Annotated in this window: 12 protein-coding genes; 5 read left to right on the top strand and 7 right to left on the bottom strand. The window is 74.6% G+C overall.

Translation table 11 applies throughout. The annotated features are described in order from the left end of the window. Positions 1 to 100: 100 nt before the first annotated feature. From ACF068_RS04935 to ACF068_RS04925, 3 genes are all read right to left on the bottom strand, one after another. A complete protein-coding gene (locus ACF068_RS04935) occupies positions 101 to 337 on the bottom strand; it encodes an XRE family transcriptional regulator (RefSeq protein WP_392272742.1) in 237 nt (78 codons plus the stop codon). Between the two features lie 126 nt (positions 338 to 463). Continuing rightward, positions 464 to 1693, bottom strand: a complete 1230-nt coding sequence (locus ACF068_RS04930; protein WP_392272741.1) for a beta-ketoacyl-[acyl-carrier-protein] synthase family protein — start codon at positions 1691 to 1693, stop codon at positions 464 to 466. Positions 1694 to 1863: 170 nt separating this feature from the next. Then, positions 1864 to 2856 (bottom strand): acyl-CoA desaturase, encoded by a 993-nt coding sequence (locus ACF068_RS04925; RefSeq protein WP_392272740.1) that lies wholly within the window; start codon positions 2854 to 2856, stop codon positions 1864 to 1866. A 215-nt stretch (positions 2857 to 3071) separates the two neighbouring features. Here ACF068_RS04925 and ACF068_RS04920 point away from each other — a divergent pair, with 215 nt between their 5' ends. Beyond that, the gene (locus ACF068_RS04920; protein ID WP_392272739.1) at positions 3072 to 4394 is read left to right on the top strand and encodes a cytochrome P450; all 1323 of its coding nucleotides are present in this window, start codon (positions 3072 to 3074) and stop codon (positions 4392 to 4394) included. Positions 4395 to 4536: 142 nt separating this feature from the next. After that, positions 4537 to 6129 carry a peroxidase family protein gene (locus tag ACF068_RS04915; RefSeq protein WP_392272738.1) on the top strand — a complete coding sequence of 531 codons (1593 nt, stop codon included), beginning with the start codon at positions 4537 to 4539 and terminating at the stop codon, positions 6127 to 6129. 14 nt (positions 6130 to 6143) lie between these two features. Here ACF068_RS04915 and ACF068_RS04910 read toward each other — a convergent pair whose 3' ends face one another. From ACF068_RS04910 to ACF068_RS04900, 3 genes are all read right to left on the bottom strand, one after another. After that, positions 6144 to 7793, bottom strand: coding sequence for an FAD-dependent oxidoreductase (locus tag ACF068_RS04910; RefSeq protein WP_392272737.1), 1650 nt, complete (start codon positions 7791 to 7793; stop codon positions 6144 to 6146). A gap of 24 nt (positions 7794 to 7817) precedes the next feature. Further along, positions 7818 to 8732, bottom strand: a complete 915-nt coding sequence (locus ACF068_RS04905) for a diiron oxygenase (protein WP_392272736.1) — start codon at positions 8730 to 8732, stop codon at positions 7818 to 7820. 142 nt (positions 8733 to 8874) lie between these two features. After that, the gene (locus ACF068_RS04900) at positions 8875 to 9663 is read right to left on the bottom strand and encodes an MBL fold metallo-hydrolase (RefSeq protein ID WP_392272735.1); all 789 of its coding nucleotides are present in this window, start codon (positions 9661 to 9663) and stop codon (positions 8875 to 8877) included. An 88-nt stretch (positions 9664 to 9751) separates the two neighbouring features. On the opposite strand from ACF068_RS04900, the gene ACF068_RS04895 reads away from it, so the two are divergent. From ACF068_RS04895 to ACF068_RS04885, 3 genes are all read left to right on the top strand, one after another. Further along, on the top strand, positions 9752 to 10405 hold the full coding sequence (locus ACF068_RS04895) for an ABATE domain-containing protein (RefSeq protein WP_392272734.1): 654 nt from the start codon (positions 9752 to 9754) through the stop codon (positions 10403 to 10405). A gap of 2 nt (positions 10406 to 10407) precedes the next feature. Next, on the top strand, positions 10408 to 10896 hold the full coding sequence (locus tag ACF068_RS04890) for a hypothetical protein (RefSeq protein WP_392272733.1): 489 nt from the start codon (positions 10408 to 10410) through the stop codon (positions 10894 to 10896). A 218-nt stretch (positions 10897 to 11114) separates the two neighbouring features. Next, positions 11115 to 11552 carry a hypothetical protein gene (locus tag ACF068_RS04885; RefSeq protein ID WP_392272732.1) on the top strand — a complete coding sequence of 146 codons (438 nt, stop codon included), beginning with the start codon at positions 11115 to 11117 and terminating at the stop codon, positions 11550 to 11552. On the opposite strand, the gene ACF068_RS04880 is transcribed toward ACF068_RS04885, so the two are convergent. Continuing rightward, positions 11516 to 12748, bottom strand: a complete 1233-nt coding sequence (locus ACF068_RS04880) for a cytochrome P450 (RefSeq protein WP_392272731.1) — start codon at positions 12746 to 12748, stop codon at positions 11516 to 11518. The genes ACF068_RS04885 and ACF068_RS04880 overlap by 37 nt on opposite strands. Positions 12749 to 12753 lie beyond the last annotated feature (5 nt).

The raw sequence follows: 12753 nt of genomic DNA, 5'->3' as shown, positions 1-12753 counted from the left end.
TCGCACTGCGCGGAAAGTGATCCAGAACCGCAAACGATCGTCGCTGCTTACCGATCCTTGCGGAGCATCACCGGCATTACCACCACGGCGGACTCAGGTGTCAGGCCATCGTCCCGGCAGGACTACGGGCGGCGTCAAGGATGTCGGTGAGCGGCAGCCTCAGCGCCGTAGCGATCTCGGCCAATTCCAGTTCGGTGGGAGGAACAGGGCCCTGTGCGCCATCTTGGGCGAACACCCTGATACGCGGAGTGCGAATACCGGTCCGGTCCGCAAGAGCTTGCGCGGTCAGGTGACGGCGGCGCATGGTTACTCGCAGAAGTTCTCCAAGGTCGGCCATGTATCCCGCCTGCCCCGGCCGACCGCCGTCATACGGGAACCAACCCTTTCGGAGTAGCGGGGCCCCGCCCGGCCGGCGGTTGCCCCCCGGCCGCCGGCCGCCACGGGGCGCCGTGTGCCGCTTCGTTCAGGGGGCGCGGAGGACGAGGGCGGTGTTCTGGCCGCCGAACCCGAACGACGTGCTGAGGGCCGTGCGCATCCGGACGGCACGGGGCGTCCCGGTGACGACGTCCAGTTCCGCGCCGGGTTCCTGGCGCGTCAGGTTCGCCGTCGGCGGGACCGTGCGGTGCTGGAGGCTCAGCAGGGTCAGTACGGCCTCGATGGCGCCCGCAGCGCCCAGGGCGTGGCCGATGACGCTCTTGTTGGCCGTCACCGGCGGGTCGTGCCGGAAGAGCCGGCGCAGCATGCGGGCCTCGGTGACGTCGTTGAGCGGGGTGGAGGTGGCGTGCGCGTTGACGTGGTCGATGTCGGCGGCCGTGCAGCCGGCGTCGGCCAGCGCCGCCAGCACCGCCGCCTCGGCCCCGCGCGCCTCCGGGTGCGGGGCGGCGGGGTGGTGGGCGTCGGCGCTGGCCCCGTAGCCGGCGAGGTAGCCGCGTACCGCCGCGCCGCGCCGGTGGGCGTCGTCGGTGCGTTCCAGGACCATCACGGCGGCCCCCTCGCCCGGGACGAAGCCGTCGCGTTCGACGTCGAAGGGCCGGGAGGCGGTGGCGGGGTCGGAGCGGCGTGACGACATGGCGCGCATCTGGCCGAAGCAGGTGGTCGTCATCCGGCTGCGGGCCGACTCGCTGCCGCCGGCCAGCACGATGTCGCAGCGGCCCGCCCGCAGCAGGTCCAGCGCGGTGCCCAGGGCGGTGGCCCCGGACGCGCAGGCGCTGCTGGTGGTGAAGTTGACGCCGTGCGCCCCGAGGTCGAGCGCCACCTCGGCCGCGGCCATGCTGGGCACGCTGCGGGTGACCTGGTACGGCGAGACCCGGTCGCCGCGGTTCTCGCGGAGGAGCCGGAAGGGTTCCTCGTAGGAGTGCAGGCTGTTGCTGCCCACGCCGAGGACGACGGCGACCCGGTCGCCGCGCCACCCCGTGGGGTCCAGTCCGGCGTCGTCCACCGCCTGCCGGGCGGCCACCACCGCCATCTGGGCGTAGGGGTCCAGGCGGCGCGCCGTGGCGTGCCCGAGGACCGTACGGGCCGAGAAGTCGGGAACCGCGCAGGAGAAGTCGGTGCGCAGCCCGGCGAGCACGGGGTCGGGGCGCGCCACCGAGGCGCCGCGCAGCAGGGTGGCCCAGCTCGAGTCGGGGCAGGTCCCCGCCGGGGACAGGAGCCCGACGCCGGTGACGGCGACGTCGCGCGTGCGCGGGTCCAACGGGGGGCCTCCGGAGGTGGGGCATGCACGGCCGTGCACGCCCGTCCGGCCGGTGGCGTCCCGGGACGGGGGTGCGTGGCGTTGTGCGGGGGTGGGGAACGGTCGGACCCTGCCTACCCCACGCCGGCCCGCGCCGGGCCCGGTCGGTCACCGCGACACGCGGGGTGACCTCACCGTTCACTCCAACGTGGGGTCGTGCCGGGCAGCATGCGGGAGGCGAGGCGGTCCTTGTCGGGCCAGCGGACGTCATGGGCCCAGCCGAGGCGTTCGAAGAGCCGGATGAGGGCGGCGGTGGCGTCGGGCTGTCCGCGCAGGGCGCCGTGCCGGGCGCTGGTGGGGTCGGCGTGGTGCAGGTTGTGCCAGCCCTCGCCGAAGGTGAGGAGGGCGACCCAGCCGGTGTCGCGCGACTGGTCACGGCTGCGGTAGTGCTGCGGGCCGAAGGCGTGGGCGAGGGAGTTGACCGACCAGGTGACGTGGTGGACGACGGCGTAGCGCACCAGGCTGCCCCAGAAGAAGGCGGTGGCGGCCCCCTGCCAGGACATGGTCCACAGTCCGCCGGCCAGCGGGGGCAGCGCGAACGACACCGTGACGGTCAGCCAGTACCAGCGGTCCAGCCGGCCGATGTCGGGGTCGTGGAGGATGTCGGGCGCGTAGTGGTCGAGGTCGGCGCGGCGCCGGCGGGCGAACCAGCCGATCTGCGCGTGCCACAGGCCGCGCAGCAGGGCGCGGCGCCCGGTGCCGAAGGCCCAGGGGGAATGGGGGTCGCCCGCACGGTCGGAGAACTGGTGGTGGCGGCGGTGCTCGGCGACCCAGAGCGAGACAGGTCCCTCCATCGCCATGCCGCCGGCCAGGGCGAGGGCGATACGCAGGGGCCGTTTCGCCTTGAAGGACTGGTGGGTGAAGTGGCGGTGGTAGCCGGTGGAGATGCCCGCGATGGAGATCGCGTACATGACCAGCCCGAGGGCCAGGTCGAGGCCGCTCGCGCCCCAGTTCCACGCGAAGGGCAGGGCGGCCGCCAGGACGAGGAAGGGCAGGACGATGATGCCGACCAGGTAGCCGGTGTACTCGGCGCCCGACACCGGCACGGTGCCGGGCGGTGTGCCGGTGGGTGGGTCCCCCGGGTCGCCGGTGGCCGTCTTCGGGGGTTCGCCTCGTCGAAGCATGCGTGCGGCCTCCTGGACCGAGCGGGGCGGGTTCGGGTCCATGCTGGGGCCGCCGGTGGTGCGGCGGGGCGGCGGCGCGCGGCCGGGACGGCGTGCTGCGCGCATATTCACACCGCCGGCGCGGTCCGGGTGCGCCCCCGGGGGCGCCGTGCCGTAATGGGAGGGCATCCGCCGGCGACCGCTTCGGTGTCGCCCGATGACGTCTGGGTGGTCCCATGGAGTTCCTCGCGGCGTACGACGCGATCCCGCAGACCGACGCCGCGGGACGGGTGGGTCTGCTGAGGCGGCGGATGAAGGCGGACGGTCCGGCCCTGCTGCGTGAACTGCGGGCCGAGCGGCCGGTGTTCGACACACCGGCGGGCGTCTTCGTCACCCGGATGCCCGATGTGGTGGAGGTGCTGTCCACCCCCGAGGTGTTCACCGTCGGGGTGTACGGGCCGGTGCTGGAGGAGGCGCTGCACGGGCCGTTCATGCTGGCGCGGGACGGTGCCGACCTGCACGGGCACGACCGCGCGCACGCCCGGCTGATGCTGCCCGCGGAGGACTTCGGCCCGGTGCGCCGGCTGACCGCGCGGATCGCCGACGACGCCCTGGACCGTGCGGTGGCGGTGGCGCGGATCGAGGGGCGTACCACCTTCGACCACGTGCGGCAGTACGCGGCCCCGGTGGCCGCCCGGGTGGCGGTGGAGTACCTGGGCTTCACGGACGTGCCGGTGGAGGTGCTGCACACGCTGTCGCAGCGGGTGCAGCGGGCGGTGTTCGTGAACCAGGAGCGGGACCCGGAGGTGCACGCCTCGGGTGTCGCGGCCGGCAAGGAACTGCACGACATCGTGGCGGGCGTCATCCAGCGGCGCCGGGCCGCCGGGGCCGGGCCGGACGGCGGGTCCGGGGCGGCGGACGGCGGGACGGACGACGTCCTCGGCCGGATGCTGCGTACGGCCCTGCCGCCGGGGACCGGGCCGGAGCTGACCGACGAGCGCATCAACAACCAGCTCGTCGGCTTTCTGATCGGCTACCAGCAGAACGCCGCGCAGTGCGCGGTGACGGCCCTGAAGGAGCTGGCCGCACGCCCCGAGGAGCTGGCCCGGGCCGAGCGCGCGGCGGCCGAGGAGGACCCGGCGGGCTTCGACGGCTTCGTCTGGGAGGCCCTGCGGTTCCACCCCTTCGTGCCGTCGACGCCGCGGCTGTGCGTCCGCGAGCACGTGCTGGCCGCCGGGACCCCGCGCGCCACGCGGCTCGCCCCCGGCACCGTGGTGCACGCGCACATGGCGTCCGCGATGTTCGACGAGACGGTCGTCGAGGACCCGTACGCCTTCCGGCCGGACCGGACCCCGGTGCACAACATGGTGCTGGGGTACGGGGCGCACGAGTGCGTGGGCAAGTACCCGGCCCGGGCGATCGTCCCCGAGATGGTGCGGCGGGTGCTGCTGCGGCCAGGCATCAGGCCGCTGCCGGGCGCCGAGCGGGAGCTGGACTTCGCGGGCACGCCGTACCCCCAGCACTACACGGTGACGGCGGGCGCGATGCCGTCCTCGTGACGCTACCGCCCGCCGGGACCCGGTCACCGCGCCGGCGCGGCGGACATCCCTGCCACACACCCGACGCACCGCCACACCCGACGCACCTGACGCACCTGACGCACCTGACGCACCTGACGCACCGACGAGGGAGCAGGGACGGATGACCACCATCGCGCGCCGCGCGCGCACCGGGGCGGAGGACGGCCGCGACCCCTCCAGGGACGGGTTGCGCAACCGTGTGGAGGCGCACGTACTCACGCATTACGCGCCCCTGTGGCGGGCCGTCCAGGGCAATCGGTGGCTGTACCGCAGGACCAACGCGGTGCTGACGGACCTCGCCATCCTCAAGGCGCCGCCCCGGCCCAACCCGCTGAGCACGCTGGCGCCCTACACCTCGTGGGTCTCCCTGACGGACCGGTCGTACGTGGGCCGGCACCTGCCCCCGGACAGCGCGCCGCACCCGGGCCGCCCGACCCCGCACCGGGCGGCCGAGCTGTTCCGCCGGGACGGCGAGGGCCGGTCCTGCGCCCGGTCGACGGCACTGCTGCCGGCCTTCGCCCAGTGGTTCACGGACGGGTTCCTGCGGGGGCACGGCAGGGGCGGCGACCCGCGGCGCACCGACTCGCCGCACACCATCGACATGGTGCAGCTCTACGGCGCGACCCAGGAGATGACGGCCTGCCTGCGGGAGTTCGAGGGCGGCCGGCTGAAGAGCCGGACCGTCAACGGCGGGGAGTTCCCTCCCCTGCTGTGCGACGGCGGGCGGATCAAGGCGGAGTTCGGCGCCCTCAGGCCGGCGCGGTGGGAGGACGTGCCGGAGCCACTGCGCGACACGGTCTTCGCGTCGGGCGGCGACCGGGCGCACGCCCACCTCGGGCCCATGCTCGTCAACGTGCTCTTCCTGCGGGAGCACAACCGGATCGCGGGCCTGCTGGCCCGCGCCCACCCGTCGTGGGACGACGAACGCGTCTTCCAGACCACCCGCAACATCCTGGTGGTGATGACGATCCGGCTGGTGCTGGAGGAGTACATCAACCACCTGACGCCGTTCCACTTCCGGTTCCGGCTCGATCCGCGGCGCACGGTGAAGTCGAGCTGGCACCGGGAGAACTGGTCGACGATCGAGTTCAGCCTGGTGTACCGCTGGCACAGCCTGATCCCGTCGTCGTACCGGATCGCGGGCGAGGACGTGCCCCTGATGCACACCCTCGCCAACGGCCGCGTCATCGAGGAGCGCGGCATGGGGCCGCTCTTCGACGACCTGTCGCGCCAGCCCGCCGGCCGGATGGGACTGTTCAACACCGACCCCCTGCTGCTGCCCGTCGAGGCCCGGAGCGTCGAGGTCGGCCGGGAGCTGGAGGTGGCCTCGTACAACGACTACCGGGAGCACTTCGGCTTCCCCCGGGCGACCGACCTGCGCCAGGTGTCCGGGGACCCGGTGGTGCGGGAGGCGCTGCACGACCTGTACGGCGGCGTCGACGAGCTGGACCTGTACGTGGGCCTCTTCGCCGAGGACGCCCGGCACGGCAGCCTCTTCGGCAACCTGCTCGGGCGGATCATCGGGATCGACGCGTTCTCCGAGGCCCTCACAAATCCGTTGCTCTCCCCTCGGCTCTTCACCCCGGCCACGTTCTCGCCGGAGGGGATGGAGATCCTGCGCCGGACGCGTTCGCTGTCCGACGTCGTCCACCGCAACCTGCCGGAGGACGACGGGCGCCACCTGGTGTCGCTCGGGGTGAAGCACGCGCGGTAGGCGGGGGCGTTCGCTCAGGGGCGCACCCACCGGCGGCCGCGTCGCGCGGTCGCCCGCAGTTCCCCGACCGTGGCGATCTTGACCCGGGTCCGGCCCTCGCGCTCGCCCGCGGCGAGCTCGGCCCGGTCGATGGCGGCCATCCCCCGGGCGTCGACGACGTCGCCGACACGGCCGCGCAGCAGCCGTCGGAAGTCCTTCGCGGTACGGGCCGGTTCGGGCAGCGCCCCGGCGACGGCGTCGGCGAGCAGGGTCCCGACGGTCTCGGCGGCGCAGGTGCGGTTGGTCCCGATGCCGCCCGAGGGGCCGCGCTTGACCCAGCCGACGACGTAGGTGCCCGGCGGGCCCGGTACGCGCCCCGCCCGGTGCGGCACGGTCCCGGTGGCGTCGTCGAAGGGCAGCCCCGGCACCGGTACCCCGCGGTACCCGACCGCCCGCAGCACCATGCCCGCCGGAACGTCCGCCGGGGCGGCGGGGCCCGTGACCCGTACGGCGGCGACGGCGCCGTCGCCGAGGACCGCCACGGGCGCGGAGTGGAAGCGGAACACGATGCGGCGTCCGGGCGGCGGGGGGCGCGTCCAGTCGACCGGTTCGCGGGGGACGTCCCGGAGGAGCGCGGCCTTCTCGCCGGGCCGGGCGCCGTCGACGGCCCGGGCGACGCGCGGGTCATGGTCGTCGACGACCAGCCGCACGCCGTCCAGGTGCGTCAGGGCCCGCAGCTCGGAGGCGGTGTACGCGGCGTCCTCGGGGCCCCGGCGCCCGAGGAGCACGACCTCGCGGACCCGGGCCGCGCGCAGGGCGGTCAGCGCGTGGTCGGCGATGTCGGTACGGGCGAGCGTCTCGGGGGCGGACACCAGGATCCGGGCGATGTCGAGGGCGACGTTGCCGTTGCCGACCACGACGACGCGTTCGCCGGCCGGCCGGACCGTGTCGGCCGGGACGTCGGGGTGGGCGTTGTACCAGGAGACGAACGTGGTGGCGGAGTGGCTGCCGGTCAGGTCCTCCCCCGGGATCCCGAGGCCGCGGTCGGCCGGGGCCCCCACGGCGTAGACGACGGCGTGGTGGTGCGCGGCGAGTTCCTCCGCCGTGACGTCCCGGCCCACGTCGACGCCCAGGTGCGTCCGGGCGCGGGGGTGGGAGCGGAAGCGGGCGAAGGCGTCGCCGATCCGCTTGGTCCCCGGGTGGTCGGGGGCGACGCCGTACCGTACGAGCCCGCCGGCGACGGGCAGCCGGTCGATCAGGGTCACTTCGGCGTTGGTGTGCAGGAGCAGGTCCTCGGCGGCGTACATGCCGGCCGGGCCGGTGCCGACGACGGCGACGCGGATGGGGGCGAAGTCGGCGGGGAGGCCGCGTGCGAAGTCCGGTCCGCCCCAGGGGTGGAGGGTGGGTCCGGTGGCGGGCGGGGGCGGCGGGCGGTCCTGGTAGTACGCCGCGTTGACGGCCGCGAAGTCCGCTTGCGGTGCGGGCAGGGCGTCGGCCGGGAACACCGCGTCGACCGGGCAGGCGTCGGCGCAGGCGCCGCAGTCGATGCAGGACCGCGGGTCGACGTAGAGCATCTCGGTGGTGCCGAACTCCGGTTCGTCCGGGGTCGGGTGGATGCAGTTCACGGGGCAGACGGCGACGCAGGTGGCGTCGGCGCAGCAGGTCTGGGTGATGGCGTAGGTCATGTCGTCCGCTCGGTCCGGCCGCGGTCAGATCAGGTGGGCGCGCTTGTAGAACACCAGGGCCGGTTTGGTGAGCAGCCCGGCCGAGGCGAGGAACTCCATGAGTCCGGCGCAACTCGACCGCATCAGGGCCTTGTGGTGCTCGTTGGCCGCGGCTTCGCGGACGGCGCGCTTCCGGTCGAGTCCGGTCCGGGCGTACACGTCCTTGTTCACCATGCTGGTGACGATGACGTAGGAGGCGATCGCGACGAGGACCGCGTGGACGCGGCGGCGCAGCCGTCCGGCGCGGGCGAGGCGCTTGCGCGTCTCGTCGCGGGCGAACTTCATGTGCCGTGACTCCTCGACGACATGGATGTTGTTGATGGTGCGGACGAAGGGCACGACCCGCTCGTCGCGCATCCAGTCGCGCTGCATGACGTCGAGCACCTCCTCGGCGACGAGGATGGCGGCGTACGCGGCCTCTCCGAAGGCGAGGGTCTTGAAGACCCTGCCGAGTTCGACCGCGACACGGTGCGGGCGGTAGGCGGGTGCCCCCAGCTTCTGCGCGCCGCGCGCGAACATGATGGAGTGCCGGCACTCGTCGGCGATCTCGGTGAGCGCCCACTGGAAGCGGGGGTCGGTCGGGTCCTTGGCGTAGATGTCGCGGAGCACCATCTGCTGGAGGATCATCTCGAACCAGATGCCGGTGCTGGCCACCGAGGCGGCTTCCTGGCGCGTCAGCTCCTTGCGTTGCGCCTCGGTCATCTCCCGCCAGTAGGCGGTGCCGTAGAGGGTGCTCCACTCGGGGCTGGCGCCGTGGAAGTCCTTGTCCAGCGGCGTGTCCCAGTCCACCTCGGTGGCCGGGTCGTACGACAGCGTCGCCGCCGAGTCGAGCAGGCGGCGGGCGACCTCGGGTGCGTGGGGTCCGTTCCGGTTCTCCGGCCGGACGGTGCTGCTGGCCATGCTGGTGCTCCTCGAATCGAGCGGGATCCCCCGCTTGTTAGACAAGATGTAAGCAAGCCGTCGCACGGACCGTACAGCAGGAGGGCCGCCCCGGCCTACCCCTCGGTAGAAATCTCCACGAGGCCGCCGCGCCGCCCCCGGGTCAGCCCCGGTGGCCCCAGTCGAGGCGGTCGGCCAGCCCGGCAGCGGTGAAGGCGGCCAGCAGCGCGTCACGCCCCTCGGTGAAGTGCGCCCAGCCGTCGTAGTGCACGGGGACGACCCGGCGCGCCCCGAGGACGCGGGCGGCCTCGGCGGCCTGGACGCTGTCCAGCACCAGCAGCCCGCCGTCGTAGAGGACCGGGAAGCGGGGCGCCCCGGCGAAGAGCACGGCGGTGTCCACGGGGCCGAAGCGGTCGGCTATCGACCGGACCGCTTCGAGCGAGGCGTTGTCGCCGCTGACGTAGACCGTGGGGAGCCCCTCCCCGGTGAGGACGAAGCCGACGACCTGCCCGGTGACGCTCTCGACCTCCTCGCGGGAGCCGGGCCCGTGGACGGCGGGGACGCCGGTCACGGTGACCGTGCCACCGCCGGGGCGGTCCAGCTCGACGGACTCCCAGTCGGCCAGCCCCCGGGCGCCGAGGCGCCGGCCGCCGCCCGGAGTGGTGAGGACGAGGGGCACGTCGGCCAGCAGCGCCCGGCCGGAGGTGTCGAGGTTGTCGGCGTGCTCGTCGTGGGACAGCAGGACCACGTCGACCGGGCCGAGGCCGGCGGGAGCGGCGGCGGGTGCGGCGGTCTTGGTCAGCACGGGGCGGCCCGGCGTCCCGTAGTCACCGGGGGCGTCGAAGGTCGGGTCGGTCAGGAAGCGCAGGCCGCCGTACTCGAAGAGGGCGGTCGGGCCCCCGAACACCCGGACGGGAAAACGCGCTTCAACGGTCGCAGCAGAAGAGGGCATGACAGTTCCTCACGGTTGAAATCAACTCTATCCGTGAGAGGACAGTAGACGTTTCTCACGGATGACGGCAAGGCGTACCATGAGACCCATGAGTGGAATCCCGACGGCCGAGCCCGCCCCGCCGCCCGCGCCGGGCGAGGAGCGGCACCTCTCCCTCGCCCTGGCCAACAGCGCCGTCGCACTGCCCGGCGGGCAGTTCACCGACCTGCTGGGCACCCCGGCGGCGGCCAACCGGTGGCTCCTCGACCGCGGGCTGGCCCCGGCCGACGCCGGGATGCGGGAGATGTGCGCGTCACAGCTCCGCTCGCTCCGGGAGCAGGTCAGATCGCTGCTCGCGTCCCGGGTCGCCGCGGTGCCCGCGCTCCCCGCCGCCGTCGGCGCCCTCAACGACGCCATGAACCGGGTGCCCACGGCCCCGCTGTTGCAGTGGGACGACAGGAAGGGCCCCTACCGGGTGGCCCCGCACCCCACCACCCAGATCGTGGACCACGCGGTGGCGACCCTGGCCGCCGACGCCGCCGACCTGCTCACCGGCCCCCACGCCGAGCGCCTCACCGCCTGCGGCTCACCGCCCTGCAACCGGTTCCTGATCCGCCACGGACGCCGCCACTGGTGCTCCACCCGGTGCGGCGACCGCGCCCGCGCCGCCCGCGCCTACGCCCGCCGCACCGGCACCGGCTCGGGCGCCGGCTCCGGCCCGGGCGCCGACTCCGGCTCCGGCCCGGGCTCCGGGGAGGAGTGAACGTGGCACGCGGCACCCGGCCCGGCGCCGGGACGGGACGGGCGGGCGGCACCTGGGCCGCGGCCCTGGGACTCGTCCTGCTCGTACCGCTGCTCGGCGGCTGCGACGCCCTGGTCACCGACAAAACGCCCGGCCGTGTCAAGGACGGCACCGCCGCCCTCGACCTCACGGTCACCGGGCGCCCCACCCCCGGCAGCCTCGCCACCACCGAGCACGTGCTGGCCCGTCTGAAGGACGGGGACGCCGCCGGCCTGGCCGAACTCGCCGGGGACGGGGGCGGCACGGAGGACGACGCCGAGCGCTGGGTCGCCCGCTGGCACGACGCCGCACGGCGCCCGGGCACGGCCGCGTTCTCCCCGGGCGGGAAGGAGGCGTACGTGGAGGTCCGCTTCCCCGGTGAACGCGCGCCCCTGGAGCTGCGGTTGCTGCCGGAGGACGAGGGCGCCCCCTACGACGACCGGTACGTGGTCGTCCTCCGCGACGGCGCCTGACCCGGCGCCCGGCGCCCCCCGGCGCACCGGGTCCGGCACGCGCCCCGTCACACCCCTCCGGGCGGGCGCGGCACGCGTCCCCCCGGGCGGCGGACATGGCCGGTCGACGTCTTTGTCCCGGCCGTGCCGCGGTCCCACAGTGGTGGACGGCACCGGTGGGCGTACCGCCGGCGCCCGGCACGGCGGGACACGCGTACGGCTGGAACCGAGGAGAGGCCATGGTCGGCGTTCTGCGGCGCACCCTGGGCACTGTCGTCCGCCCCGGTGAGGATTCCGCACCGTGGACGTACTCCACCGCCGCCGTGTGCGCGGCCGCGTTCGTCGGGTCCGGTTACCTGCTGCCCGTACTGGGGGCGGTGGGCGGGCTGCGGCACCCGGCGGTCGCGCTGGTCGCGTACTGCGCGCTTTCGGCCACCCTGGGGCTGCGGGCCCACCCCCGGGCGGTCCCCCTCTGCACCGCGGTGTGCTGGCTCTTCTACGACGGCTTCGTCGTCCACCAGCAGGGCGAGCTGGCGTGGCAGGGCCTGACCGACGCCTACCGGATCGGGCTGCTCACCGCCGCCGCCCTCCTCGGTACGGCCGTGGCCCGCGCCGGCCGGGCGCGGGACGTGCGCCGGGGTCAGCCGGCGACGAGGGTGACCGGCAGACTGTCGTAGGCGGCGACGAAGTTCGACGCCCGGCGGGCCGGGGCGCCCGCCGGGCGGATGCGGGCGACCCGCTCCAGCAGTGCCCCGAAGACCAGGCGCATCTGGGTGCGGGCCAGGGCCGCGCCCATGCAGAAGTGCCGGCCGCTGGTGAACGCCAGGTGCGGGTTGTCGGCGCGGTCGACCCGGAAGTCGTCGGCGTCGGGGAAGACGTCCTCGTCGCGGTTGGCCGACGGCAGCCACAGGCACAGCAGGTCGCCCGGCTCCAGGCGGGTACCGCCCAGCACCGCCGGGGACGTCACCGTCCGCACCAGGTGCAGGGGCGGGGTGGTGTGGCGCAGGACCTCCTCGACGGCCCGGTCCAGGTGCTCGGGGTGGTCCCGCAGCCACTGCCACTGCTCGGGGTGCCGGGCGAACGCGGCCACTCCCGCCGCCGTGGCGTTCTTGGTGGTCTCGTTGCCCCCGATGGCGAGGTTGAGGCAGTTCAGCAGCACTTCCTCGCGGGTGAGACGGTCGCCGTCGATCTCCCCTTCCAGCAGCCGGCGCACCAGCCCGTCGGCGGCCAGGAGGTCCTCGTCCTCGATCAGACCGGCCAGGTGCGCGAGGAGCTGCCCGTTGGCGGTGGCCGTCGACCGGCGCCGGGCCGTCAGGTCACCGGCGGCCGGGTCGTGCGCGGCGAGGGAGCCGCACACCGCGCGGCTCGCGTGCTCGGACAGGGGCCGCCACTCCGGCTCGGGCAGGCCGAGCAGCAGCCCCGTCGCCGCCGCCGGTACGCGGGCGCTGACGGCCGCCACGAAGTCGGTCCGCCCGGCCCGCACCGCGTCCTCGACCCACCGGTCGACGTACCGGCGCAGCACCCCGTCCATCGTGTGCGCGGCCGAGCGGGTCAGCCCGCCGCTGACCAGCCGGCGCAGCCGCCGGTGGCGCGGCGGATCGGTGAGCTCGATCATCCGGCCGGCCGCCGCGTCCCGTTCGCCGAGCGCGGTGTCCAGTGTCATGCCCCATTCGGAGCTGTATGTGGCCGAGTCCCGCAGGACCGCGTCGACGTCGGCGTGGCGGGTCACCGAGTGGAACCCGGGCGCGCCGTCCCGCTCCTGGTGGTGCAGACCGTCGCGGCGGCGCAGCGCTGCCCACAGCTCGTGCGGCGGCTCGGGCAGGAAGGTGCGGGGATCGGTCAGGTCCGGGACGGGCGGGGGGAGAACGGTCACGGTCG

Source organism: Streptomyces sp. NPDC016309, assembly GCF_043077235.1.
Lineage (GTDB): Bacteria > Actinomycetota > Actinomycetes > Streptomycetales > Streptomycetaceae > Streptomyces.
This window is presented reverse-complemented; position numbering and strand designations above follow the sequence as displayed.

Coding starts and splice junctions, on each gene's coding strand:
- ACF068_RS04895 (WP_392272734.1), top strand. CDS start 9,752: ATGAGTGGAATCCCGACGGCCGAGCCCGCCCCGCCGCCCGCGCCGGGC.
- ACF068_RS04935 (WP_392272742.1), bottom strand. CDS start 337: ATGGCCGACCTTGGAGAACTTCTGCGAGTAACCATGCGCCGCCGTCAC.
- ACF068_RS04900 (WP_392272735.1), bottom strand. CDS start 9,663: ATGCCCTCTTCTGCTGCGACCGTTGAAGCGCGTTTTCCCGTCCGGGTG.
- ACF068_RS04910 (WP_392272737.1), bottom strand. CDS start 7,793: ATGACCTACGCCATCACCCAGACCTGCTGCGCCGACGCCACCTGCGTC.
- ACF068_RS04925 (WP_392272740.1), bottom strand. CDS start 2,856: ATGCTTCGACGAGGCGAACCCCCGAAGACGGCCACCGGCGACCCGGGG.
- ACF068_RS04915 (WP_392272738.1), top strand. CDS start 4,537: ATGACCACCATCGCGCGCCGCGCGCGCACCGGGGCGGAGGACGGCCGC.
- ACF068_RS04920 (WP_392272739.1), top strand. CDS start 3,072: ATGGAGTTCCTCGCGGCGTACGACGCGATCCCGCAGACCGACGCCGCG.
- ACF068_RS04905 (WP_392272736.1), bottom strand. CDS start 8,732: ATGGCCAGCAGCACCGTCCGGCCGGAGAACCGGAACGGACCCCACGCA.
- ACF068_RS04885 (WP_392272732.1), top strand. CDS start 11,115: ATGGTCGGCGTTCTGCGGCGCACCCTGGGCACTGTCGTCCGCCCCGGT.